General features: G+C 61.6%; 20 protein-coding genes. 6 read left to right on the top strand and 14 right to left on the bottom strand.

Annotated elements, in window-relative coordinates:
- Positions 1-122: 122 nt before the first annotated feature.
- Positions 123-1,040 (bottom strand): 23S rRNA (adenine(2030)-N(6))-methyltransferase RlmJ, encoded by a 918-nt coding sequence (locus ACQ4WZ_RS04440; protein WP_101481977.1) that lies wholly within the window; start codon positions 1,038-1,040, stop codon positions 123-125.
- A gap of 279 nt (positions 1,041-1,319) precedes the next feature.
- On the opposite strand from ACQ4WZ_RS04440, the gene ACQ4WZ_RS04435 reads away from it, so the two are divergent.
- A complete protein-coding gene (locus ACQ4WZ_RS04435; protein WP_436572657.1) occupies positions 1,320-1,751 on the top strand; it encodes a thioredoxin family protein in 432 nt (143 codons plus the stop codon).
- Between the two features lie 3 nt (positions 1,752-1,754).
- Here ACQ4WZ_RS04435 and ACQ4WZ_RS04430 read toward each other — a convergent pair whose 3' ends face one another.
- Together ACQ4WZ_RS04430 and ACQ4WZ_RS04425 are read right to left on the bottom strand one after the other, a co-directional pair.
- Complete coding sequence (locus ACQ4WZ_RS04430; protein WP_180338496.1) at positions 1,755-4,028, bottom strand: xanthine dehydrogenase family protein molybdopterin-binding subunit; 2,274 nt, start codon at positions 4,026-4,028, stop codon at positions 1,755-1,757.
- Positions 4,029-4,038: 10 nt separating this feature from the next.
- Complete coding sequence (locus tag ACQ4WZ_RS04425) at positions 4,039-7,164, bottom strand: bifunctional diguanylate cyclase/phosphodiesterase (RefSeq protein ID WP_133990273.1); 3,126 nt, start codon at positions 7,162-7,164, stop codon at positions 4,039-4,041.
- Positions 7,165-7,427: 263 nt separating this feature from the next.
- On the opposite strand from ACQ4WZ_RS04425, the gene ACQ4WZ_RS04420 reads away from it, so the two are divergent.
- A complete protein-coding gene (locus ACQ4WZ_RS04420; protein WP_034779265.1) occupies positions 7,428-7,934 on the top strand; it encodes a DUF1993 domain-containing protein in 507 nt (168 codons plus the stop codon).
- A gap of 127 nt (positions 7,935-8,061) precedes the next feature.
- Here ACQ4WZ_RS04420 and ACQ4WZ_RS04415 read toward each other — a convergent pair whose 3' ends face one another.
- On the bottom strand, positions 8,062-8,256 hold the full coding sequence (locus tag ACQ4WZ_RS04415; RefSeq protein WP_133990271.1) for a DUF1289 domain-containing protein: 195 nt from the start codon (positions 8,254-8,256) through the stop codon (positions 8,062-8,064).
- Complete coding sequence (locus ACQ4WZ_RS04410; RefSeq protein ID WP_373917852.1) at positions 8,256-8,834, bottom strand: DUF1415 domain-containing protein; 579 nt, start codon at positions 8,832-8,834, stop codon at positions 8,256-8,258. The genes ACQ4WZ_RS04415 and ACQ4WZ_RS04410 overlap by 1 nt, the downstream gene beginning before the upstream one ends.
- 333 nt (positions 8,835-9,167) lie before the next feature.
- On the opposite strand from ACQ4WZ_RS04410, the gene ACQ4WZ_RS04405 reads away from it, so the two are divergent.
- From ACQ4WZ_RS04405 to ACQ4WZ_RS04395, 3 genes are all read left to right on the top strand, one after another.
- Entirely contained in the window at positions 9,168-10,583 is a 1,416-nt protein-coding gene (locus tag ACQ4WZ_RS04405) for a transglycosylase SLT domain-containing protein (protein WP_101481982.1), read from the top strand.
- Between the two features lie 104 nt (positions 10,584-10,687).
- The gene (fabI, locus tag ACQ4WZ_RS04400; RefSeq protein ID WP_101481983.1) at positions 10,688-11,476 is read left to right on the top strand and encodes an enoyl-ACP reductase FabI; all 789 of its coding nucleotides are present in this window, start codon (positions 10,688-10,690) and stop codon (positions 11,474-11,476) included.
- A gap of 541 nt (positions 11,477-12,017) precedes the next feature.
- Positions 12,018-13,424 (top strand): DEAD/DEAH box helicase, encoded by a 1,407-nt coding sequence (locus ACQ4WZ_RS04395; RefSeq protein ID WP_101481984.1) that lies wholly within the window; start codon positions 12,018-12,020, stop codon positions 13,422-13,424.
- An 87-nt stretch (positions 13,425-13,511) separates the two neighbouring features.
- Here the strand turns inward: ACQ4WZ_RS04395 and ACQ4WZ_RS04390 are convergent, their stop codons facing one another.
- From ACQ4WZ_RS04390 to ACQ4WZ_RS04375, 4 genes are all read right to left on the bottom strand, one after another.
- Entirely contained in the window at positions 13,512-13,970 is a 459-nt protein-coding gene (locus tag ACQ4WZ_RS04390) for an acyl-CoA thioesterase (RefSeq protein ID WP_101481985.1), read from the bottom strand.
- A gap of 81 nt (positions 13,971-14,051) precedes the next feature.
- Positions 14,052-14,420 (bottom strand): hypothetical protein, encoded by a 369-nt coding sequence (locus tag ACQ4WZ_RS04385; RefSeq protein WP_101481986.1) that lies wholly within the window; start codon positions 14,418-14,420, stop codon positions 14,052-14,054.
- A gap of 129 nt (positions 14,421-14,549) precedes the next feature.
- Positions 14,550-14,687: a hypothetical protein gene (locus ACQ4WZ_RS04380; protein ID WP_166674638.1), complete on the bottom strand. Its 138-nt coding sequence runs from the start codon at positions 14,685-14,687 to the stop codon at positions 14,550-14,552.
- Positions 14,688-14,927: 240 nt separating this feature from the next.
- Positions 14,928-15,098, bottom strand: a complete 171-nt coding sequence (locus ACQ4WZ_RS04375) for a hypothetical protein (protein WP_166674727.1) — start codon at positions 15,096-15,098, stop codon at positions 14,928-14,930.
- Between the two features lie 330 nt (positions 15,099-15,428).
- Here ACQ4WZ_RS04375 and pepA point away from each other — a divergent pair, with 330 nt between their 5' ends.
- Positions 15,429-16,262 carry a flocculation-associated PEP-CTERM protein PepA gene (gene pepA, locus ACQ4WZ_RS04370; RefSeq protein WP_101481987.1) on the top strand — a complete coding sequence of 278 codons (834 nt, stop codon included), beginning with the start codon at positions 15,429-15,431 and terminating at the stop codon, positions 16,260-16,262.
- Between the two features lie 78 nt (positions 16,263-16,340).
- Here pepA and ACQ4WZ_RS04365 read toward each other — a convergent pair whose 3' ends face one another.
- From ACQ4WZ_RS04365 to ACQ4WZ_RS04345, 5 genes are all read right to left on the bottom strand, one after another.
- Entirely contained in the window at positions 16,341-17,450 is a 1,110-nt protein-coding gene (locus ACQ4WZ_RS04365) for a nitroreductase family protein (RefSeq protein WP_436572656.1), read from the bottom strand.
- Complete coding sequence (locus ACQ4WZ_RS04360; RefSeq protein WP_133990263.1) at positions 17,451-18,320, bottom strand: ThiF family adenylyltransferase; 870 nt, start codon at positions 18,318-18,320, stop codon at positions 17,451-17,453.
- A 79-nt stretch (positions 18,321-18,399) separates the two neighbouring features.
- Positions 18,400-19,992: a methyl-accepting chemotaxis protein gene (locus ACQ4WZ_RS04355; protein WP_101481990.1), complete on the bottom strand. Its 1,593-nt coding sequence runs from the start codon at positions 19,990-19,992 to the stop codon at positions 18,400-18,402.
- Positions 19,993-20,136: 144 nt separating this feature from the next.
- On the bottom strand, positions 20,137-20,334 hold the full coding sequence (locus ACQ4WZ_RS04350; protein ID WP_010399555.1) for a hypothetical protein: 198 nt from the start codon (positions 20,332-20,334) through the stop codon (positions 20,137-20,139).
- Positions 20,335-20,427: 93 nt separating this feature from the next.
- The gene (locus ACQ4WZ_RS04345; protein ID WP_436572655.1) at positions 20,428-23,271 is read right to left on the bottom strand and encodes a M16 family metallopeptidase; all 2,844 of its coding nucleotides are present in this window, start codon (positions 23,269-23,271) and stop codon (positions 20,428-20,430) included.
- Positions 23,272-23,426 lie beyond the last annotated feature (155 nt).

Raw genomic sequence — 23,426 nt, 5'->3', positions numbered from 1 at the left:
CGACACCTGACAAAACCGTCGCGAGCGGAAGGGAGAGGTGGCTAAGAAGCGCAACCGTACTCTAGTACGGTGAGCATCGCAGGCCGCCTATACCGACGCGCAGTAGGTTTGGCCAGGTGTCCTCAGACTCGGCGTGTGCCCGTGTTTTTCTGGCCGCCCTTACCTGTTTCCAACACGAACTTGGCACCATCGTCGCGGCCCAGCACCTTGACCAGATACGGCATGACTTCGCGCAACATCGGCTCCAGCGTGTACGGCGGGTTCAAAATGAACATGCCGCTGCTGTGCAAGCCGAAACCGTCCGGCGACGGCGTGTTGACCGTCAGAGTCACGTGCAGCCAGTCCGAGCTGGGCAGTTGCTTGAGCTTGTCGGCGAACTGGCGCGATTCCATGCGCTGCAGCACCGGATACCAGACAGCGTAGATGCCCGACGGGAAGCGCACGAGGGCGTCTGCCAGGGTATCCTTGACCTTGCGGTAATCCATCTTGTCTTCATACGGCGGGTCGATCAGCACCAGCGCGCGGCGCGATGGCGGCGGCAGCAGGGCTTTCAGGCTCTGGAAGCCGTCGGCCTTGGTGATGAGCACGCGCTTGCCGCGCACGGTAGGACGCTCGCCCTGGGCCAGCGCATGCGCCTCGACCTTGCGGAAGTTGTCAGCCAGAATCTTTGCATCGGCAGGATGCAGCTCGAACAGGCGCAGACGGTCTTGCTCGCGGCTGACCTTGTCGGCGCAGTACGGCGACCCCGGGTAGTAGCGCATCTTGCCGCTCGGATTCATTTCCTTGATCAGCTTCATGTACTCGGCCAGCGAAGCGGGCAAGTCCGTGCGATCCCACAGGGGCGCGATGCCCGTTTCGTACTCGGCATTTTTCGAAGCATAACCACCGTCGAGCGCATACACGCCCGCGCCGGAGTGGGTATCGATATAACTATAGGCGGTATCTTTTTGATTCAGATATTGCAATAACTGAATCTGCACATAATGCTTCAACACATCGGCGTGATTACCCGCGTGAAAGGCGTGGCGGTAACTCAACATAAGCTGGCTAATTCCATAATAAAAATAAACAAAGGCGGGGCTGCGCTGACACCGGGCAGGGCATGAAAACAGACTGGAGGAGTCAGGCTGCGGGGCCAGGAAACAGCATGGACCAGCGTAATCAGCGCGCAATTACCAGCATTATCCACCAGAAAGGTGTATTGCATCAAAAAACACCGTTAAACAAGGCCATGCTTTCCCGGGACTGCCGCGGTCGGGCGCGGTAGAATACGCGCATCGGGCGCCCCGCGCCCATCAGACGACTAACTAGACACAGCCATGCACAGCCTGACCCTCACGACCGATAACCGCGCCGATGTCGCGGCAGCCCTGGCCGGCCCACGCTGGACGGTGGCCTGCCTGTGCGCGCTGTGGTGCGGCACCTGCGGCACTTACCGCGCCACGTTCGAGGAACTGGCCGCGCGCCACCCGGACACCGTCTTCGTCTGGATCGACATCGAAGACCAGGCCGATGTGGTGGGCGACCTCGACATCGACAACTTCCCCACCCTGCTGATCCAGCGCGAGAACAATGTGGCCTTCTTCGGCACGGTGCTGCCCGACGGCGGCCTGGCGCACCGCATGGTGCAGGTGCAGCAGGCGCTCAGCGGGGACGAACTGGCAGCGCTGGCCAGCAGCACACAGGAGCGGCGCGACTGGCAGCGCGACTGCAATTTGCGCAACATGCTGGCCGCCACCCTGGCACAATAAACATCAGGCCAGCCGCAGCGGCAGGCTGCGCAGCCGTTTCCCCGTCAAACTGAACACGGCATTGGCCACGGCCGGCGCGATCGGCGGCGTACCGGGTTCGCCCACGCCTTCGGGATGTTCGGCGCTGGCGATGATGATGGTTTCCACTTCGGGTGCCTGGCCCATGCGCAGCACGGGATAGTCGTGGAAATTGCCCTGCTCGACTTTGCCATCCTTGAAGGTAATCTCGCCACCCAGCGCCGCCGACAGGCCGAATAGCACGGCCGACTCCATCTGCTGGGCGATGATGTTCGGATTGACGGCAATGCCGCAATCGATGGCGCACACCACGCGCTGCACGCGGATTTCGCCATTTTCCACGGACACTTGCGCCACCTGCGCGACGATGCTGCCAAACGACTGGTGCAAGGCCACGCCATGCGCATGGCCGGGCGGCGCACTGCCCGCCTTGGCAACTGCCGCGTCGAGCACGGCCAGGTGGCGCGGATGTTTCGATAGCATGGCGCGGCGGAAAGCAATACTGTCCTGTCCGGCCGCATGCGCCAGCTCATCGATAAAACTTTCCTTGAAGAACGCATTGTGCGAATGCCCCACCGAGCGCCAGTAGCCTATCGGCACGGCACTGTCGGCGATCACGTGGGCGATGCGCTGGTTGGCGATTTCATACGGCATGTCGAATTCGCCTTCTGCCGTGGTCTTGTCAGGCCCCGCGCCGGGCAAGCCGAAGTTGCGTTGCAGAAACTGGTGCGTAATGGAACCGCTGACGGATTTATTATCCCAGGAGGCGATGCGGCCATGCTCGTCGAGGCGTGCCGAAAAACGGGCCAGCGCGGCGGGACGGTACATATCGTGCTGTGTATCCTGTTCGCGCGTCCACACCAGCTGCACGGGTGCACCATCGCACTGCAGCGCGATGGCCACGGCTTGCGCCACCATATCCACCTCCAGGCGGCGGCCAAAACCGCCACCGAGCAGCAGCACCTCGATCGTCACATCCTTCGCGTCGACGCCAGCCACCTTCGCCGCCACGTCAACGGCGATGCCGGGCGCCTGCGTCGAGACCCACAGCATCACCTTGCCATCCTTGACCTGCGCGGTACAGTTGACGGGTTCCATGGCAGCGTGCGCGAGGAACGGCGCGCGGTACTCGGCCTTGACGCTGCGCAAACCCTGCAAGCCCTTGCCCTCGACCTCGCCGCTGGCGTGGTAGGCATGGCCAGCTTCCGTGTCCAAGCGGCGGGCAAACTCCGCGTAGACGCCGGCGCTGGACAGGCCCGCTTGGGCACCGGCCTTCCACTGCATCGGCAAGGCGGCGGCGGCCTGCCTGGCGCGCCACCAGGTATCGGCCACCACGGCGACGCAAGAGGCACTGCGCTGCGCCAGGTGCGGCGTCAAGTCCAGCACCTTTTTGACGCCGGGCATGGTCAGGATGGGTGCCGCATCGAACGCGGCGAGGGTGTCGCCCAGGCGCGGCGGCAAATGCAGGGCCGCGTACAGCATGCCGGGCGGGCGCGCATCGATGCCGAAACGTGCGCTGCCATTCACTTTGGAAGGCGTGTCGCGGCGCGGCGCTGGCTGGCCGATCAGCTTGAAATCCCTGGGCAGTTTCAGCACGGGCGTGCCCGGGGCTACGCTGGCGGCGCGCTGCGCCAGGCTGGCGTAGCTGGCGCGCCGGCCGTCCGGGTGGATCACGGCGCCATCCTGCGTGCGGCATTGCGCGGCCGGCACTTGCCACTGCGCGGCGGCGGCGCCCACCAGCATGGCACGCGCGGACGCTCCCGCTTCGCGCATGGGAGCCCAGCCATCCTTCACGCTGGACGAACCGCCCGTGACGATCACGCCCAGCTCGCGCGCGGCCTTGGCCACCGTCCATTGCGCCAGCGCCTTGAGGCGGCCCTGGTCGTCCGGGTGGAAAGGCAGGCTATCCTTGAGCATGGCGACATTGCCAAAGATTTTATCCATGGGCGCCTGGATCAGCTTGACGCTGCTCAAAGGCACGTCGAGTTCCTCGGCCACCAGCATGGGCAAGGCCGTATGCACGCCCTGTCCCATCTCGCTGCGCGGCATGGCCAGGATCACCATGCCGTCCCCACCTATGGCGAGCCAGCCGTTCAGGGCCACGGCGCCATCCTGGAGCGGCAGCGGCGCGCTGCCGTTCAGGCGCTGGCGCGGCGGCAGCACGCCCCAGCCCAGCACCAGGGCGCCCACGCCGGCCACGCCGAGGCCCAGGCCTCCTAGCAGGAAACGGCGGCGCGACGGGGAGGATTGTGCGGCCATGGGCTATCCTTTATGGTGGTGATTGATCGATCCAGCGCTCTAGCATATCCTGCGCCAGCACCGGGCGGCTATAAAAATAACCTTGCGCCAGCTTGCAGCCATGGCGCAGCAGGAAGGCGGCCTGCTCTTCCGTCTCCACACCCTCGGCGATCACCGACAAGTGCATGCTCTTGCCCAGCTGGATGATGGCAATCGCAATCGCTTCGTCGTTCACGTCCGTCGAGATATCCTTGATGAAAGAGCGGTCGATCTTCAGGGTTTGCACGGGCAACTGTTTCAGATACGCGAGCGAGGAATAGCCGGTGCCGAAGTCGTCGATGGCCAGTCCCACGCCGATGGCATGCAAATCGTTGATGAAACCAAGCGCATCGCCCGTATTCATGATCACCGATTCCGTCACTTCCAGCTGCAGGCGCTGCGGCTCCAGGCCCGTTTCCTGCAAAATATCGGCCACCATGCCGGCGATGCTGCCCCGCTCGAACTGCTTGACGGACAGGTTCACGGCCATCTTCGGCACCCGCAAGCCCTGCGCCTGCCAGCGCATCATCTGGCGGCACGCCTCGTCGAGCACCCATTTGCCCAGCTGGTTGATGAAACCGCTGTCCTCGGCCAGCGGGATGAAGCGTGCCGGCGGCACCAGGCCCAGTTCCGGGTGGTTCCAGCGCACCAGCGCCTCCACGCCGACCAGGCGGCCCGTATCAATTTCCACCTGCGGCTGGTAATTGAGGAACATCTCGTTCTTTTCCAGCGAGCGGCGCAAAAAGGTTTCCAGGCGCAGCCGCTCGACGCCCTCGCCCGTCATCGACGGCGCATAGAAACGGTAGCCATTGCGCCCGCGCGCCTTGGCCTGGTACATGGCCACGTCGGCATTGCGGATCAACATGTTCAAGTCCAGCGCATCGTCCGGATACAGGCTGATGCCCACGCTGCAGGTGACGAACAATTCGTGGTCAGCCACCGTGAACGGCTGGTCGAACATGGTCATCAGCTTTTCCGCCACCTGCGTGGCGCCGTACTCGCCGTCGATGCATTCGAGCAGCACGATGAATTCATCGCCACCCAGACGCGCCAGGGTATCGCCCTCGCGCAAGCGGGCAGCCAGCTGGCCGGCCACCTTTTGCAGCAATTCGTCGCCCACATGGTGGCCCAGGGTATCGTTGACGTTCTTGAAACGGTCCAGGTCGATGAACAGCACGGCCAGCTGCTCCTGCTCGCGCGCGGCACGCAACAGGGCGTGCTGCAGGCGGTCGTGGAACAGCAGCCGGTTCGGCAGCGCCGTCAACGGGTCGTGGTGCGCCATGTGGTCGAGCTTTTCCTGCGACTCCTTGATCAGCGTGATGTCACTGAACACGCCCACGTAATGGGTGGTGACGGCGCGCGTGTCGCGCACGGCGCTGATGGTCAGCCACTCCAGGTAGATTTCACCGTTCTTGCGCTGGTGCCAGATTTCGCCGCGCCAGAAACCGCTGGCCTTCAACTCGCTCCACATGGCCTGGTAAAACGCCGCGTCGTGGCGCGCCGAGCGGTTCAGCGATGAGTGCCGGCCCAACGCCTCCGCTTCGCTGTAGCCCGTGATCTGCGTAAAGGCGGGATTGACAGTGACAATGATGCCCTCGGCGTCGACCACCATCACGCCATCGGCGATGTGTTCCAGCACGGTGGCCGACAGGCGCAGCTTTTCTTCCGCTTCCTTGCGCGCCGTGATATCGGCGTACACCCAGATGCTGCCTTCGTTGGGGCGCAGGGGGTCGAGCGCACAGCCGCTGACCAGCGCCCAGAACAGGCTGCCGTCGCGGCGCTTGTACTGGCGCTCCTCGCTGAAATCGCCGCCCATCGCCAGCGCCGGATACTGGCGCTCGCCCGCCTCTTCGAAGTCATACGACGTCATGAACACGATGGCGGTTGAACTGCCCGTCATTTCGGCGTGACCGTAGCCGAACAGCTCCTCGCAGCGGCGGTTGACGGAAATGATGCGGCGGTGGCGCACGAACATCACGCCGAACATCACGTTGTCGAGGATGGCGCTTTGCTCCGTCAGCAGCGCCTCGATGCGCATCTCGTGGTGCTTGCGCTGGCTGATGTCCGCAATGATGCCGTCGACCCAGGTGACGCCCTGCTCGCCCGCCTGCGGCTGGCCATTCTCGGCCACCCAGCGCTCGATGCCGAAGGCGTCGATGATGCGGTATTCCAGCGCATACGGCCGCACCTCAAGCACCGCCTGGCGCACGGCGCGGCGGTGCTCGCGGCGGTCTTCCGGGCAGATCAGATCGGCCCAGGCGTGCGTGGTGCCGCGCATGAACTGGCGCGCCGAATAGCCGGCGATGTCTTCGATGGCATCGCTGACGAAATCGATGGGGCCGTCGGGCCGGTAGCGGAAGACGGCGCCCGGCACCTGCGTGACAATGGTGCGGAAACGCTCTTCGCGCTGGCCCACATCCTCGAACAACTGGCGGATGGCGGCACGCATTTGCTCGAGCTGGGCCGTCAGGCGCCCCAGTTCGTCGTTGCTGTGCGAGGCCAGGGGCGTGTCAAAATCGCCGTGCGACAGGCGGTCGGAAAAGCGCGTCAGGCGGCGCAGGGGTTTCAACAGGCGGCGGTTCAGGAACAGCACGATCAGCGCCATCGACACGGCCAGCTGTGCGCCCAGCACGAAAATATAGGACATCTGCTTTTCGCGCAGCTCCTGCTGGCTGCGCGCATCGTCCATCTCGACGACGACGTGCCCGATGCGTTCGCCGCGCACGAGGATGTCGCGCTCGGCACGGTACAGATTGCCCACGGGCCGCTGCGGTGCCTGCAGGCTGATGAATTCCGTGTCGCCCTGCCCCAGCACTTTCACCAGCAGCACGGAGCGGTCGCGCATCACCGACTCGACCAGTGAATGGGCCGATTCCGCATTCATGTTCCACAGCGACTCCTGCATGCCCAGCGCCAGGATGTCGGCATTGCGCTGCAAGGCTTCGTTCAGACTGGTGCGCGCCGACTGGCGCTCATGCACGCCGACCAGCAGATAGCTGCCGAAGATGGCCGGCACGACCAGGCCGCCGAACACCACCACCAGCAGGGCGCCATAGATCGACGAGCCGTACAGCACGCGCAGGCTGGCGCGCAGGCGCTGATAGGGCGAATTAAACATGCGGCAACAGAGCAACAGGGATCAGGCAGGCGATCATGGAACTTTTTACAGGGGAATTCGGGTGATATGGCGGGGGAAAACTTTTTCAGGAGCAATTATGCATGGAAAAAGCGGGAAAAGTCACCAATAAACACGTGCCAATGGCGACGTCATGCCATATAGACAGGGCTGAAAAACCACACGAAGGCTGGCGCGCCGGGCAAGCGCCAGCAGAAAAACGCGCGGCTTGCTATCATCGCGCCACTTTACCTCGAGGAACCACCATGACCTTCTCCATCTACTCCGCTTCCATCCCCGTCTTCAAACAGATCCTGGGCAGCCTGGCCGCCATCCTGGACAAGGCGGAAACGCACGCGCAAGACAAGAAAATCGATCCGAACGCCTTGCTGCAATTCCGTTTGTTCCCGGACATGCTGCCGTTCGTGCGCCAGATCCAGATCGCCACCGACTTCGCCAAGGGCTGTGGCGCGCGCCTGGCCGGCGTGGCCGTGCCACCGTATGAAGACAGCGAACAGAGCTTTGCAGAGTTGAAGGCGCGCATCGTGAAAACCATCGCCTTCCTGGAAAGCCTGCCGCAAGCGGACATCGACGGCAGCGAAACGCGCGCCATCACCACCGGTAGCGGCGAAAAGACCAAGCACTTCACGGGCCAGACGTATTTGTTCCACTACGCGCTGCCGCACTTCTTCTTCCACGCGACGACGGCGTACGACATCCTGCGCCACAATGGCATCGAAGTCGGTAAAAAAGACTTTATCGGCAGCTATTGATCGTTGACGCTGAAAGATCTGGGGTCAGACCCTCGCGGACGCTGGCGCTGAGCTCTGCGTTAGCGGCCTTGGGGGTCTGACCCCGGCAGTCCAGGGGGTCTGACCCCAGCAATTGCTGCTGGCTTACCTAAGTATTCCGGCGCGGATAACCTTGAGAAAGAATCCGCACCCACACCACTTCCTTCTCTTCATCCGTCATCGATACCCAGTGGGCCACTTCCACTACACTGCGGCCACAGCCGCGGCAGATTTCATCGAAGGTCGTCGAACACACGGCCACGCAGGGCGTGTCTGGACGCGGCGGCAATTCCTTGTCACCCATCAGGACACCTTCGGCAAGCCGAGCTTTTCCCAGCCTTCGACGCCTAGCGCTTCCAGGGTGGCGATATTCTTGTCAAAAATCTCCGACGCTTCCGGAAAGGCTTCGACGGCGCGCTCGATGCTGTCTTCGCGTAGCAGGTGCAGGGTTGGGTAGGGCGAGCGGTTGGTGTAATTGCTGATGTCATCCTCGAATGTCTCGGCAAACTGGTAATTCGGGTGGAAACTGGCTACTTGAAGCTCGCCGGCCAGGTGCATGTCTTCCACGGCCGCGTCGGCCACATCAAGAAACTCGTTGTAGTCGAGAAAATCATTCAGTGTGTACGGATGGATCAGCAAGGTCGTGTCGATCTGCTCGGGGTCCGTGTCGGCCAGGGTTTGCAGCTCGTCCATCAGCATGGCCAGCAAATCTTCCGGATTGCTCGATTCGCACACCACATAGCGAATCTGCTTCTTGACGTGCACGGCCTTGGCGAAAGGGCACAGGTTCAGGCCGATCACGGCCTTTTCCAGCCAGGCAACAGTATTGGCGATGATGACGGCGTTGTCGTCGTCGTGGCGCGGCGGGGTGTTCATATGCATGACTCTCTATCAATATGGCGGCTGGCAGCCGAATGGCCGGCCAAAGCCAAATTGTACGCACTCTTTGCTCAGTCTCATACCGGACGACTGCCAGGCTTGCGCCAACCTCCCCGCCATGTATGCTATAACAGCGGCCGAATCACGCATCGGGCAAATTAAATTTGCAATAATGACAGCATTTGCGAATGGAAACTCAGTCGTTTCCCACTTATTGCCGCTTATTTCCTGTCATCATGCTGACATAATTCTTGACTCCAGCATGTGGATATACGTACACTCGCAGCTTGATCATGGGTCTGTCCGATGTTTCTCCGACGACAACAATGGAACACTATGCACGAAAACTCCTTTAAATCTACCGTCCTGGCGGCGTTGGCCTTGGCGCTTGCGCCCGCCCTCAGCCAGGCGTACGAAGCCGGTGTTGAGAGCGATAACGCGCCAGTCGCCGCCGCCACCGCACCGGCCCTGATCCCGATGACCGCCCAGGTCACGGCGAAACTCCCCACCCTCGACAACCGCCTGCAAAAGACCGACCGTCTGCTGAAAAATCTCAGCGACAATTCCGATCCCCTGCGCGAAGCCGACGTCTGGGGCCGCATCCGCAGCGGCTATGCGATTCCCGACATCAACAACCAACTGGTGGCCAACCACGTCAACTGGTACGCCACCCGCCCCGACTACATCGCCCGCACCACGGCGCGCGCCTCGCGCTACATCTTCCACGTGGTGCAGGAGCTGGAAAAGCGCGGCATGCCGACGGAACTGGCCTTGCTGCCATTCATCGAATCCGCCTTCAACCCGCAGGCATTCTCCAGCGCCAATGCGGCCGGCATGTGGCAATTCGTGCCCGCCACCGGGCGTGATTTCAACCTCAAGCAAAACATGTTCAAGGACGAGCGCCGCGGCGTACTGGCCTCGACCGATGCGGCCCTGACGTATCTGCAGCGCCTGTATGACATGTTTGGCGACTGGCAACTGGCGCTGGCCGCCTACAACTGGGGCGAAGGTTCGGTGCAGCGCGCCATCAAGAAAAACCAGGCGCTGGGCAAGCCGACCGATTTCGAAAGCCTGGCCGACCTGATGCCGGCCGAAACGCGCAACTACGTACCCAAGCTGCAAGCGGTGAAAAACATCATCGCCAATCCGGCCCAGTTCGGCCTGACCCTGCCCGTGGTCGACAACCAGCCCTACTTCACGGCCATCGACAAGACCAGCGACATCGACATCACCGTCGCCGCCCAGCTGGCCGAACTGTCGATGGATGAATTCAAGGCCTTGAATCCGCAATTTAACCGCCCTGTCATCATCGGCGGCGAAAAGACCAAGATTCTGCTGCCGCAGGAAAACGCCGCCAAGTTCACCACCAATCTGGCGCAATGGGGCCATGCCTTGTCGAGCTGGACCACGCACAAGATCACCAATGCGCGCGAACGCATCGAAACCCTGGCGTCGAAATTCGGCACCACGGCCGACGTGCTGCGCCAGGCCAACAACATTCCCCAGCGCACCAGCCTGCGCGCCGGATCCACCATCCTCGTGCCGAAGACTTCGGCCACGATGAACAAGGACATCACCCAGGAAATTGCCGACAGCGCCACCATGCTGCTGGAAGCGGACCGGCCGGAACGGGCCGCCAAGGCACTGCGCCGCGTCGCCAAGGGCGGCAAGGTGCAGGCCGCGCCAATTTCCCTGGTAAAACCACGCATCCAGCGCGGCGGCGGCAATCACCGCGCCAAGGCCCGCCATTAAACTGCGCTACGTCTGATTCGTACAGGAAACACGCCACCGGCCGCCACAGCTTTGCTGTCGCGGCCGGTGGTACATCCGCCCCACCCACCCAGACAGGAGTCGTCATGGCTTTCTTGCAAGGCAAAAAAATCCTCATCACGGGCCTGCTGTCCAACCGCTCCATCGCCTACGGCATCGCCAAGGCTTGCCACCGTGAAGGCGCCACCCTCGCCTTCACCTATGTGGGCGAGCGCTTCAAGGAACGCATCACGGAATTTGCGGCGGAATTCGGTAGCGAACTGGTGTTCGACTGCGACGTTTCCAGCGATGAACAGATCAGCGCCGTCTTCAGCGACCTGGCGCACCACTGGGATCAATTGGACGGCCTGGTGCATGCCATCGGTTTTGCCCCGCGCGAGGCGATTGCCGGCGACTTCCTCGACGGCCTGTCGCGCGACAGCTTCCGCATCGCACACGATATTTCCGCCTACAGCTTCCCTGCCATGGCCAAGGCCGCGCTCCCCCTGCTGCATCCGGGCGCCTCGGTGCTGACCCTGACCTACCTGGGCGCCGCGCGCGCCGTACCCTATTACAACACCATGGGCCTGGCCAAGGCGTCACTGGAAGCGTCCGTGCGCTACCTGGCCGAATCGCTGGGTCCGCGCGGCATCCGCGCCAACGGCATCTCCGCCGGCCCCATCAAGACCCTGGCCGCTTCCGGCATCAAGGATTTCAGCAAACTCCTGGGCTTCGTGGCCGAGCACGCCCCGCTGCGCCGCAACGTCACCATCGAAGAAGTGGGCAACACGGCCGCCTTTCTGCTGTCCGACCTGGCCTCGGGCATCACGGGCGAGATTACCTACGTCGATGGCGGCTTTTCGCAAGTGATGGCGGTCAATCCCGAAGCAGATTGATATGGTGATGGCCGATATTGGCGGCATCGCATGCTGCCGGCCTCGCAACCCTAGAAAGACATCCGGGCGGCACTGCGCCACGCGGAAAGCCAGGGCTGGCGCGTGGGAAGGCAGCGCCGCCGCTGCCCGCCGGCGTCGCCACCCCCGCCATGTTTGCCTGACTGATGGAAAACTACGTATTCCTACTGATTTCACATAGGAAACATGTTCAAAACGTGGTAGGACTTTCGTTTCCTCCCATTTAGACCGTGCAAAACGGCGGCAAATACGGTATAGTGTCGTTGTGCGCTGCAATATGTTCCCTTGAAGCGATGGCAACACGGCAGTAATCGCACTACAAACTTAGCAGCTTCGCAAGCCTTAGCGCATCCACAGGATGCCGCTTATAAAGCCCTCCCGCCTTGTGTGTCGCACCTGACACCGTCCCGGCGCAAAGCTTTTGTGCCGAAATTTCTTTCTAGTTGAGTCATTTCGTTTTGGTTGGCGTTGCTATTTTGCGTTCTGCTTTTTGCAAGAACGCTGATTTTTACGAAAGAAAAGAATGACATTTGAATCCTTAGGCCTGCATCCGTCCATCATCGCCGCTCTGACCGAATCGGGCTACACCGCGCCAACCGCGGTACAGTCGCAAGCGATTCCAGCCGCGATCGAAGGCCGTGACCTGCTGGTCTCGTCGCAGACCGGTTCGGGCAAGACCGCAGCTTTCATGCTGCCGTCGTTGCACAAACTGGCCAGCGCCGAACAAAGCGCCGCCGGCAAGACGCCGAACCAGGAAATGCAAGCATCGCGCGCCCGCGGCGAGCGTCCACGCTTCAAGGCTGCCCAGCCAAAAATGCTGGTCCTGACGCCAACGCGCGAACTGGCCCTGCAAGTGACCACCAACACCGACAAGTACAGCACCGGCATCCGCCGCATCAAGGCCGTGTCGATTCTGGGTGGCATGCCTTACCCTAAACAGATGCAATTGCTGGCCAAGAATCCAGAGATTCTGGTCGCCACCCCAGGCCGTCTGATCGACCACATGGATTCGGGCAAAATCGACTTCTCGCAACTGGAAATCCTGGTGCTGGACGAAGCCGACCGCATGCTGGACATGGGTTTCATCGATGACATCGAAAAAATCGTGGAAGCGACGCCAGAAGGCCGTCAAACCATGCTGTTCTCGGCAACGCTGGACGGCGTGGTTGGCAACATGGCCCGCCGCATCACGAAAAACCCGCTGGTCATCCAGATCGCCGGTTCGTCGAACAAGCATGAAAACATCACCCAGCGCGTCCACTTCGTCGACGATCTGTCGCACAAGAATCGCCTGCTGGACCACCTGCTGCGCGACGAAACGCTGGACCAGGCTGTTGTGTTCACCGCCACCAAGCGTGACGCAGACACCATCGCTGACCGTCTGAACATCGCCGGCTTCTCCGCTGCCGCCTTGCACGGCGACATGCATCAGGGCGCACGCAACCGCACCCTGGACGGCATGCGTCGCGGCCAGGTCAAAGTGCTGGTCGCCACCGACGTTGCCGCCCGCGGTATCGACGTACCGACGATCACCCACGTGTTCAACTACGATCTGCCGAAATTCCCGGAAGACTACGTCCACCGCATCGGCCGTACCGGCCGCGCTGGCCGCAATGGCCTGGCCATCTCGCTGGTAAACCACGCTGAAGGCATGAACGTCAAGCGTATCGAGCGCTTCACCAAGCAATTGATCCCGGTCAATGTCATCGAAGGTTTCGAACCTAAGAAAACGGCGTCGGCACCACGCTCGAGCGCCCGTCCAGGCGGCTGGAAACCAGGCGACAACCGTGGCGGCGCGAAGCCAGCGCAACGCACGTTCAGCAAGCCAGGCGCACCACGCAAAGATGGCGCACCTAGCACCGGCGGCGGCTACAAGGGTTCCAACCCGCGCAGCACCGACGGCGCACGCCGCAGCTACGGCGACCGTTAATCACGGCGCCATGCCGCCAGTAGGCGGCACGCAATAAAGAACGGCCACCAGATCACTCTGGTGGCCGTTTTTTTATGCCCGCCGCCCTTATTTCTTCGACACCCTCTGGCGCGACAGCTTGCGCAGCTTGGCTTGCTCAAAGCGCAGCTGCTGCTCCGGCGTTTCCAGCACCAGCGGCGGCACGGCCACCGGCTTGCGATTGGCGTCCACGGCTACCATCGTGAAATAGCAGCTGTTGGCATGGCGCACCAGGCGCTGCTGGATGTTTTCCGTCACCACGCGGATGCCCACTTCCATCGAGGTCGTGCCCGTGTAATTAATCGAGGCGAGGAACGTCACCAACTCGCCCACGTGGATAGGCTGCAAGAACATCACCTGGTCCACGGACAGGGTCACCACATAGCTACCCGAATAGCGGCTGGCGCAGGCGTAGGCGACGCTGTCGAGGTATTTCAGGATGGTGCCACCGTGCACGTTACCGGAAAAATTGGCCATATCGGGCGTCATCAAGACCGTCATCGTCAGTTCGTGGGCCGACCAGTTCATCGCACTGTCCAAAAGTGTTCTCCAAGGGGGAAATAAAAGTGAGGGGATGTGAAAACCGGCCCCAGGGGCCGGCTGCAGACCTTACAGGCCCAGGGTGTCGATATCGGCCAGCGAGTCGCGGCCCTTGTCGGAAATGTCGTGGCCCTCGCCTTCCGCGCGCGCCACGATGTGGGCTTTCTTGCCCAGGAAATAGGCCACGTCCGAGTCCAGCTTGGTCAGCGGATCGACGGCGACAGCGCGCAAACCCATGATGCAGCGGCGCAGGAACAGCAGCTGTTGTGCTTTCTCGGTGATGGACAAACGGCCATCGCGTGCATAGCTGAGCAGCTTCAGGCCGGACAGGCGCTTGGCATTGCGGGCAACGCAAGCACTGGGGCGCTCGGTCTTGATGCCGCGTGCAACTTGCTCCAGCGCGTCATATTCATCGGTTGTTAATTTCTCGTTCTTCATTACTTTTCCATAAAAGGCCAGGTGTTCGGCCCCCATGGTACGCGCCCCGCTGCGCATCGGCAACAGGCAACGTGATTCAGTCGCCGCCCGCCTCACGGACGGCGTGCTGAAAATGCGCGTGGCGCGCGCTTATTTGTAGGTGCGCAGCAGCAGCCATGCCAGGCCGCAACCAGCCACAGCGCCCGCCAGGGCCAGCGCTGCGAGGTTTTTGCTGGTGATCACAGGGCGCCGGCCCAGGTAGATTTTGTTATGCAAGGAATTGCCCATGATGGTCTCCTGTACAAGAATTTTTATGATGTCTCATTATAAGAACAGAATCGTGACGGCCGCATGACACACAGCAGTTAGCGCTCCATTTGTGTCCACCCGGCAACGTTTATTGGCATTTTTGTTGTTTAAATGGCGCGGCGATCCCGCCGCCCGCGCAATCCATTTCCGACTAGAAATAAACAGCGCGCCGCAGTGGCATGCCAGCCTGGGTGCGCCCGGGTGCGCGACGACTTGCTCTTAACCCATCTTGACGGGCGGCGGCGGCGGCGTCGGTTCCTCGACGGGTACGGGATCCATATGCGGCGGCTGTTCGGGCGGCGGCGTCAGCGGATCGCCTTCTGGCGGCGGGATATCCGGTTCAGGCGTGCTGTGCGCACGCAGCGGGGCAGGACGGAATTGTGATGGCATGGTGACCTCCTTTGCCCCACTGTAGCCGATGACGGAAAAGACTGGCGCCCGCGAGCCGCACTACTCAAACGTGAAAAAACTCCCGCTGCAGGACGCGCAATGAGCCTGCATTGGCCAATTGAGCTGTAATAAGCCTGCGCGTGTGAAGGCTGCGTAAAACGTCGATTTTTTTTACACAAACGCGAAAAACGGCAAGCCTGTTTTTATAAGCTGTTGAATTTAAATACAAATATTACATGGTACGAATTCTGCTCCAAGGGCGTATGAGGTTATCTGAGGCAGCCGCCACAGTGACCTGGTCCAATCAACCCTCACGCTGAAGGAAATGCCATGAAACCACTGTCCTCATTCCTGCGTTTCGCTCTCTCCGCGGCCGCCATCAGCGCCGCGCTGATCAGCGCTCCCGCACTCGCTGGTCCTTTGTTTACCGTCAACGAAGGCTCCGTCCCCGGTACCGCAGCCAATCAGGTTGTGGCCGACCGCATCAGCTTTGAATATCACGCGCGCGTCGAACAAACCATCGTTGGCGGTTTGGGTGGTGGCAACGACCCCTTCACTCAAACAGGCTTTCTGACCAAGGCCGCTTTCGGCAGCCCCACTGGCGGCAGCGTACCATCGCAATTGAATGCCCTCAATGGCTATGGCATATATGGCTTGTTTACCATTACCGGCCAGTCGGATACGCTGGCTGGCGGGATCCACGCCAACTTTCAAACCCTGACCATGACGCTGTACATCGACCCCAACCAGGACACGTCATTGTCAGTCAGTAACGTAGCAGGCTCGCCAGTGAATGTGGGCGGCGCCTCCGGGGATGACTATGCGATCGTGACCTACACGCTCGATCTGGGCGAAGCCCACATTTTCGCCGGCCTGGCCCAAGGCGACTTCAAGGCCTTGCTTAACGCCACGCTGACGCCGCAAGGACAGTTGTTTTTCGTCAATCCCAACCCGTTTTTCCCGCTGGAGTCCCTCAGCGGGAATACGAACAGCTTCATCGGTGGCAGCCTGACCAACAGTTTCATCGCGATGGCCGACGGTGGCGGCCTGGAATTATTTCAGGCAGCCGTACCTGAGCCAGGCACCATTGCCCTGCTCGGCATCGGCCTGTTTGGCCTGGGCATGACTGCGCGCCGCCAGCAAGGCGGGCAGCGCCAGGCTTGACATGCGATCGTCCTCTTGAAAAGCCGCCGATGTCCTCAGCGGCTTTTTTCGCTGCAGCCACCGGCAAACGCCTAGCGCTCACGCAGGCGTCCTCGCGTCGACCGGCGCCACCAGCAAGTCTTGCAGCGGCCGGCGCAATGAACGCGCCTGGGCCGCCGGGCCGGCGCCGATGCGGCCAAGGAACACGGCCCGCTCGACCACCACCACACCCAGCACGGCCTGGCATTGCAGCGCCAGTTCCTGCGCCAGCTCCAGCATGCCGTCGGTACGCGAAAAGGCCCGCCGTTCGCGCACATAACGGGAGAAGATCAGCGGTGTCAGTTCCGGCTGCAATTGCAGGCCCAGCTGCGTGGCCGTCAGCCAGAAGCGCTGCATGGCGCGGCCCGCCGCCACGTAATCGTCGATATGGCGCGGCGGCGCCTCGGCCAGCAGCGCGAAATGCGCAGCGCAGTACAGACCAGGCAACAAATCCATCTGCAGCCGGGGCGCGACGGTGCCCGCCAGCCAGGTATTGAAAAAATCCACGCGGCGCCAGCTGTGCATGACCCAGCGCATCAGCCTTGCCGTCATCGGGTCGACGCCCAGCGCCTGCTCCGGGATGCGGTCGTTGCTGAAGCGCGCGCCCCATTCGATCACGTCGCGGTGTACCTTGTGCGCTTCGGGCATGGTCAGGCGCAGCTTCGCATTGTTGAACATCAGGCGCGCACAGGCCAGACGCACGCGCCAGCCTTCGAACCACTGCACAGTGTAGCCAAGCGGCAAGCTGGCAAGCAGCGCGGCCTTTTCGCTGGCGCGCAGGGGGCGTGTGCTGAGCCGTCGCCGCTGCACGCTGCGCTGCGGCAGGAAGGCTGCCAGCGGGTCGGGCAACATGCCGGGGCTGTCGACAAAGCGCACGTCAAACGTAGGCAAGGTGTCGGGCAAGCCGCCGCGTCGGCGCGCTTCCATGCGCATGCCATGGCTGCTGGCCGCCAGTGCCATGCTTTCGAGCAAGGCGCCCAGCGATAGCTGGCTGGGATGGCCGTCGAGGTCGTAGACACAATGGCTGCGCGTATCGAAGCCATGCACGACGACATGGCGCTGCGCCACGACTTCAAAGCGCCACGGCTGCGTGTTGTCGCCGCTGGGTGCCCAGCGCGCCTGGTCGAGGAGGTTTTCCAGCACGGGATCGATCAGCAATGCTTGTGCCATTTATGCCCCCTGCGCCGCGCGGCGGCGCTTGATGATGGCCATCGTCAGCCGTTGCAGCGGATGACGGTTGCCGCCGGGACGCCAGGTACGCACGAGTTTGTTGCGGTAGGCGTCGAAATGCATGCCATGCGGCGCCGCCATCACCTTGCCGCGTTTCAGTAATATTTTCAGCGCCTCGGTGGCGGCCGCGCCCGCGCACAACTGGCAGCCCATGATGGTCGACGGTCCGCGCCGCTCCTTCAGGTTAATGGCCGACGGGTCGATCAGGTAAGGGCCGTGCAAGCCGGCCGGCGCAAGCCCGACGAGAAAGCGCAGGGCTTTTTCTTCCTCGGGCAAGTCGCCCCAGCCAAAATACTCTTCGAACGTCATGCCGCCCGGCATGAAGCTGAGCACGGCCGTGCCCATGCCCAGCGGCGCGGCCGTGATGGCAGGGATGCCCAGGCGCGCGCAACTGGCGAAGGTGGCCTGGCGCGCGGGAAAGGCAAAGAAATCCAGGCCATCCACATACAGATCGACACCGGCAAAAAACTCGGCCAGATTGCTGTCGTGTATGCCGTCAGGAAATTGCTTGATCTCCAGTTCGGGATTGATGTCCATCGCCATCTGCGCCAGCACCGCCACCTTGGGCTGGCCCAGGGTGGACATCATGGCGCCGGCCTGGCGATTGAAGTTGGCGATATCGAAGGTGTCGAAATCGGCGATGTGAAAAGCGCCGATGCCCAGCCGCGCCAGGGTCAGCAAGTGCACCCCGCCCACGCCGCCCATGCCGGCAATGGCCACGCGCCTGCCACGCAAACTGTCCTGCTCAGCCTGCGTGACCCAGCCCAGGTTGCGGGCAAATGCCGCGTGATAGGAAAAACCGTCTGTCATGCTTACCTCTTCTGTGCGTCAGCGAAGGACCAAGAATGGTTTGACAGACGGTCGGGCGACAAGTTCCCGCTATGACGGTTTAGCGCGCCAGACGGCGCTGCACTGCCGGTGCAGCGGCTACGCGCGAGGGCGCCGCCGCATGCCGCGCCACTGCACCCACCTTGAACACGCTGACGATCTGCGCCAGCCCGGCCGCCTGCTCGTTCATGGCCTGCGCCGCCGCCGAAGCCTGCTCGACCAGGGCCGAATTTTGCTGCGTCATGTTATCCATCTCGACGATGGCCTGGTTGATCTGCTCGATACCGGCGCTTTGCTCGGCGCTGGCCGAGGAAATCTCGGCCACGATATCGGTCACATGCTGCACGCTGGAGACGACCTTTTCCATTGTCTCGCCCGCCAGCGCCACCAGTTTTTCACCGGCGCCCACTTGCTCGGCCGAACTGTCGATCAATTGCTTGATTTCCTTGGCGGCCGCAGCCGAACGCTGCGCCAGATTGCGCACTTCACTGGCGACGACGGCAAAGCCACGGCCCTGCTCGCCCGCGCGCGCCGCTTCCACGGCGGCGTTCAAGGCCAGGATATTCGTCTGGAAGGCGATACCGTCGATGACAGCGATGATGTCGCCGATCTTTTTCGACGAAGCATTGATGGCGCCCATGGTGTCGACCACCTGGCTCACCACGCCGCCCGCCTGTGTCGCCACTTGCGAAGCGGAAATGGCCAGTTGGTTGGCCTGGCGCGCATTATCCGCATTCTGGCGCACGGTCGAGGTCATCTCTTCCATGGTCGAGGCCGTCTCTTCCAATGATCCCGCTTGCTGTTCCGTGCGCGCCGACAGGTCGTGGTTGCCCGAGGCGATCTCGCCCGACGCCGTGGAAATGGCATCGGCATCGTTGCGCACCTGGCTCACCAGATGCGCCAGGTTGTCACGCATGGCCTTGATGGCCATCAACAGACTGGACGTATCGCCGGGACGCGTATCGATCTGCGTGGTGAGGTCGCCCTGGGCGATTTGCGCCACGATGGCGGCTGCATAGTCGGGTTCGCCACCGAGTTGGCCCAGAATACGGCGCAGCATCAAGGCCGCCAGAGAGCCCACTACCAGCATCAGCGCACCGCCGATGGCCAGCAGCACGCCGGCCTGGGCCCAGAACTTGTGGTTGATGTCATCGATGTAAGTGCCCGTGCCGATCAGCCAGTCCCACGGCGCAAATTTCACCACGGCATACATCTTCGCCACGGGGTCAGTCACGCCGGGACGCGTGCCGTCCGCCTGCACCAGGCCGATGCGGCTGTTGGCCAGCGCGGCCCGGTAGCGGTCGCCCGACTGCCGCATATTCTTTTGCGGCGTGCCGATGCGTGAGGGATTCGGATGCACATACAGCAAGTCGGTGCTGAAATCGCGCACAAAGTAATACATCTCATCCTTGACGAAGCTGCCGATGGCCAGCTTGGCCTGTTGCTGGGCCTGCTCACGCGTCAGCTTTCCCGACTGTTCCAGCGCATACGCCTTTTCCACCGACGCGTTGGCCAATTCCACCAGCACAGTCAATTGCTCGACCCTTTCGGCCATCATGGTCTGGCGCAAGGAATACAGGGAAAACGAGGCGATGAGGACGATGCCCAGCAAGGTGCTGAAACACAATAAAAGAATACGCGAACGGAGAGTCATGGGAGCCTGGGTGGAAAATAAAGCATGGAATTATAAACAATTTCCTTATGGAAATCTTTTCAGAAAAGCAAAGCGGGCGGCGCTACCAGGCTGATGCCCGGCAGGCACCGCCCGCTTTGTTATTACTCGCTTGTTTTTAGACGATCACGCCAGCGCTTCCTTGGCCGCCTCTTCCGGCGTCAAGCCGTCGTAGAACTGATCGGTAAACCACTCGACCTGCTCTTCGATGTGGTCTTGCGCCTGCGCCACGGTGGCGCCGCCAGCCACGAGGAAGCCTTCGACCTCGATACACCAGTTGATCAATTCCAGGGTTTCCGGATCGAGCTCTTCTTTCTTAGCCATCGTATTTCCTTGCTTGTTAAATTGCGATCAAATTCATCAGCAGCAGTTTAACAGCTTCGCGACCCCGCCGCTCCTGCAATGGAACAATAAAAATTACTTTAAGGTAACATTTTTGCGTTCCGGATACAGCACCACCTGCACATAATTGTGCATGTCCAGGTAGCGCTGCGCCGCCTGCTTGACGGCTTGCGGCGTGATCGCCCGCACGCGCTGCTCGTAGCGCAATATCTGCGCGGGATCACGGCCCTGCGTCACCGAACCCATCAGTTGGTTCATCCAGTAATTATTTTCCCGCAATGACTTCTGCTGGCGCGTGATCCAGTTCAGCTTGACCTTTTCCAGGTCGGCCACGGACGGCCCCTCAGCCTTCATCTTGTTGATTTCGGCAAAGGCGGCGGCGATCACCTTGTCCACGTTTTCCGGGCCCGTCGGCAAGTTCAGCGCCACCGAATAATGGCCATACGGATGCTGGCCCATGGAAGTTTCGAAGCCGCCGCCATAGATCATGCTCATCTTTTCGCGCAGCACTTCGATGACTTTCAGATTCAGCACCTCGCCCAGCGCCTGCAGGGTCAGCTTTTGCTCGTCCGAGTACGTCGCGGCGCCATTGAAGGTGATGGAAATCGTGCTTTTCGGCTCGCTGCCCATGTAGATGTCCTTCTTGACGATCCCGGCCACCGGGCGCATGCCCACGTCCCGGTAGGCGTGCGCCACCTCGGTCACGGGCAAGGTACCCAGGTAGCTGGCGATCAGCGGCTTGATCTTGTCGAGCTCGAAGCTGCCCGTGAAGATGAAGGTCATGTCGCGCGCGCTGGAAAAGCGCTGGCGGAAGATCTCCAGCGAGCGGTCCAGGCCCACCTTGTCGAAGTCGGCCGCGCGCGGTACGCCATCGACGCGCGGGTTGTCGCCAAACATGGCGTGCTGGATGGCATCGTAAAACACGGCTTCCGGCTGCGCCATGCTGTTTTTCGCCAGGTCCTGCTGCTTGCCGATGAAGGACTGGTACAGGCCCGCATCCTTGCGCACGTCATGGAAATACAGGGTCACCAGTTGCAGCATGGCTTCCACGTCGGCGCTGCTGGCCGAACCGCCAAAACCTTCGCTCAGTTCGCCCAGCGAAGCACCCACGTTGACCGTCTTGCCGGCCAGCACTTTTTGCAAGTCCAGCGGCGCCAGGTCTTTCAGACCCATGCTGCCGACCACGGCGCTGGCATAGCGGGCATTGTAGATGTCGGCGTCGCCAAACAGGGACTGGCCGCCGAAGCGGGTCGAGCCCATCAGCACCTGGTCATTCTTGAAATCCGTCGGTTTCAGCAGCACGCGCACGCCATTGCCCAGGGTCAGTTCCGTCACGCCGATGGCGCTATTCAACTTTTCAGCGACGATGCTGCCGCCGGCCGGCGGGCCATCCATCAGCTTGCTGGCCAGCACTTTTTCCGTGCGCGGCTCGACCTTTTGCCGCTCGGCTTGCGCCACCGCGTCGAGCAATTGCTGCTGTGTTGGCACAGCCGAGGCCGTATCGCCCGCTTTCGGCTCGGCCCCCATGAAGACGACGAGTTTCTTTTGCTGGTCGGGGATGACCCTGGCCACCGTCTCATTGATTTCCTGCAAGGTTACCTGCGGCAAGAGTTCCTGTGCGTACAGCAATTCATTGGCGATGCCGGGGATGGCTTCCTGCTCCAGGAAGTTGCGCGAATACTCTGCCACGAAACCGGAGGAATCGGACTTGTCGCGCTCGCTGTATGCGCGCTCGTAATTGCGCAGCATGTTCTTGCGCGCGCGGTCCAGCTCATCCTGGCTGAAACCAAAGCGGCGCGCCCGCTCATCTTCGTGCACCAGCGCGTCGACAGCCGGCTGCACGCCGCCCTTGCCCAGCAAGGCGTACGCGCTGAACGATTCGTAGCCACGCACCAGCTTGCCCATGCTGCTGCCGCCCTGGATGAATGGGGGATGGGCTTGCTGCGTCAATTCCTGCATGCGTGCGCTGAGCATCTGGCCGTACAGGTTTTCGATCATCTGGCGGCGGTAGTCGGCAATGGTGACGGGCTCCTGCGCGGCGCGGACCGGGTAGCGGATGAAGACGGTGTCGTCCGGCGCTTCCTTGTCCGTGATCACCAGCGCTTCCGTCTGCGAGCGCTGCGGCACTTCCGCATACAGGCGCGGCCGGGGTTTCGCGGGGTTTTTCAGCTTGCCGAAATGCTGCTGGATCAGCTTTTCAGCCTGTTTCGGCTCCACGTCACCGACCACCATCACGGCCATCAGGTCGGGCCGGTACCAATCCTTGTAGAAACGCTTGATGGCTTCCGGCTTGAAGGTTTTCAAGACGGATTCCTTGCCGATCGGCATGCGTTCCGCATAGCGCGAACCGTTCAGCAGCTTGGGATACAGGACCTTGTTCATGCGGTCGCTGGCGCCCTTGCCCAGGCGCGCCTCTTCCAGCACGATGCCGCGCTCGCTGTTGATGTCGGCCGAATTGAATTTCAAGCCATGCGCCCAGTCTTCCAGCACGAGGAAGCCCTTTTCCAGGTTTTCCTTCTTGTTCGTCGGAATCGGCAGCACGTACACGGTTTCATCGAAACTCGTGTAGGCGTTCAAGTCGGCGCCGAACTTCACGCCGATCGATTGCAGATACGAAATCAGCTCATTGCGCTTGAAATGCGTGGAGCCATTGAAGGCCATGTGTTCGGTGAAATGCGCCAGGCCCTGCTGGTCGTCATCTTCGAGGATGGAGCCGGCTTTCACCACCAGGCGCAACTCCACTTTCTGGGCAGGACGGGCATTTTTCTTGATGTAGTAGGTCAAGCCATTCGGCAATTTCCCGACGGTCACTTCTGGTGCCAGTGGCAGGGGGTCGCTCAAACGGATTTCCGCCTGGGCCATGCAGGCGCACGCCAGCAAGACGGCGCCCGAGATCAGGCGTAATTTACTCAGCTTCATGTATTCTCAACGGTAAGATTCAGTAGGCGTACCTTACACTGAAATCGTCTTTCCGCCATTAAAAACAGCTTAGGAAAGACGGCTTTCCCCAGGCAGCTTTGCCGCACAAGAAACTCAGCAGTACTCTGTCACATTTTTTCAATTGTGCTAAAGTA

The organism is Janthinobacterium darwini, from assembly GCF_051380905.1.
Classification (GTDB): Bacteria; Pseudomonadota; Gammaproteobacteria; order Burkholderiales; family Burkholderiaceae_D; genus Janthinobacterium.
Note: the sequence above shows the minus strand (reverse complement) of the source record. Positions and strands in the feature narration are given on the sequence as shown.

What these genes read in the sequence shown, in the direction of transcription:
- ACQ4WZ_RS04345 (WP_436572655.1), bottom strand. Translation starts at nt 23,271, where the DNA reads ATGAAGCTGAGTAAATTACGCCTGATCTCGGGCGCCGTCTTGCTGGCG.
- ACQ4WZ_RS04385 (WP_101481986.1), bottom strand. Translation starts at nt 14,420, where the DNA reads ATGAAGAACGAGAAATTAACAACCGATGAATATGACGCGCTGGAGCAA.
- ACQ4WZ_RS04430 (WP_180338496.1), bottom strand. Translation starts at nt 4,028, where the DNA reads ATGGCCGCACAATCCTCCCCGTCGCGCCGCCGTTTCCTGCTAGGAGGC.
- pepA (WP_101481987.1), top strand. Translation starts at nt 15,429, where the DNA reads ATGAAACCACTGTCCTCATTCCTGCGTTTCGCTCTCTCCGCGGCCGCC.
- fabI (WP_101481983.1), top strand. Translation starts at nt 10,688, where the DNA reads ATGGCTTTCTTGCAAGGCAAAAAAATCCTCATCACGGGCCTGCTGTCC.
- ACQ4WZ_RS04420 (WP_034779265.1), top strand. Translation starts at nt 7,428, where the DNA reads ATGACCTTCTCCATCTACTCCGCTTCCATCCCCGTCTTCAAACAGATC.
- ACQ4WZ_RS04435 (WP_436572657.1), top strand. Translation starts at nt 1,320, where the DNA reads ATGCACAGCCTGACCCTCACGACCGATAACCGCGCCGATGTCGCGGCA.
- ACQ4WZ_RS04415 (WP_133990271.1), bottom strand. Translation starts at nt 8,256, where the DNA reads ATGGGTGACAAGGAATTGCCGCCGCGTCCAGACACGCCCTGCGTGGCC.
- ACQ4WZ_RS04410 (WP_373917852.1), bottom strand. Translation starts at nt 8,834, where the DNA reads ATGCATATGAACACCCCGCCGCGCCACGACGACGACAACGCCGTCATC.
- ACQ4WZ_RS04380 (WP_166674638.1), bottom strand. Translation starts at nt 14,687, where the DNA reads ATGGGCAATTCCTTGCATAACAAAATCTACCTGGGCCGGCGCCCTGTG.
- ACQ4WZ_RS04360 (WP_133990263.1), bottom strand. Translation starts at nt 18,320, where the DNA reads ATGACAGACGGTTTTTCCTATCACGCGGCATTTGCCCGCAACCTGGGC.
- ACQ4WZ_RS04375 (WP_166674727.1), bottom strand. Translation starts at nt 15,098, where the DNA reads ATGCCATCACAATTCCGTCCTGCCCCGCTGCGTGCGCACAGCACGCCT.
- ACQ4WZ_RS04425 (WP_133990273.1), bottom strand. Translation starts at nt 7,164, where the DNA reads ATGTTTAATTCGCCCTATCAGCGCCTGCGCGCCAGCCTGCGCGTGCTG.
- ACQ4WZ_RS04440 (WP_101481977.1), bottom strand. Translation starts at nt 1,040, where the DNA reads ATGTTGAGTTACCGCCACGCCTTTCACGCGGGTAATCACGCCGATGTG.
- ACQ4WZ_RS04395 (WP_101481984.1), top strand. Translation starts at nt 12,018, where the DNA reads ATGACATTTGAATCCTTAGGCCTGCATCCGTCCATCATCGCCGCTCTG.
- ACQ4WZ_RS04405 (WP_101481982.1), top strand. Translation starts at nt 9,168, where the DNA reads ATGCACGAAAACTCCTTTAAATCTACCGTCCTGGCGGCGTTGGCCTTG.
- ACQ4WZ_RS04365 (WP_436572656.1), bottom strand. Translation starts at nt 17,450, where the DNA reads ATGGCACAAGCATTGCTGATCGATCCCGTGCTGGAAAACCTCCTCGAC.
- ACQ4WZ_RS04390 (WP_101481985.1), bottom strand. Translation starts at nt 13,970, where the DNA reads ATGAACTGGTCGGCCCACGAACTGACGATGACGGTCTTGATGACGCCC.
- ACQ4WZ_RS04355 (WP_101481990.1), bottom strand. Translation starts at nt 19,992, where the DNA reads ATGACTCTCCGTTCGCGTATTCTTTTATTGTGTTTCAGCACCTTGCTG.
- ACQ4WZ_RS04350 (WP_010399555.1), bottom strand. Translation starts at nt 20,334, where the DNA reads ATGGCTAAGAAAGAAGAGCTCGATCCGGAAACCCTGGAATTGATCAAC.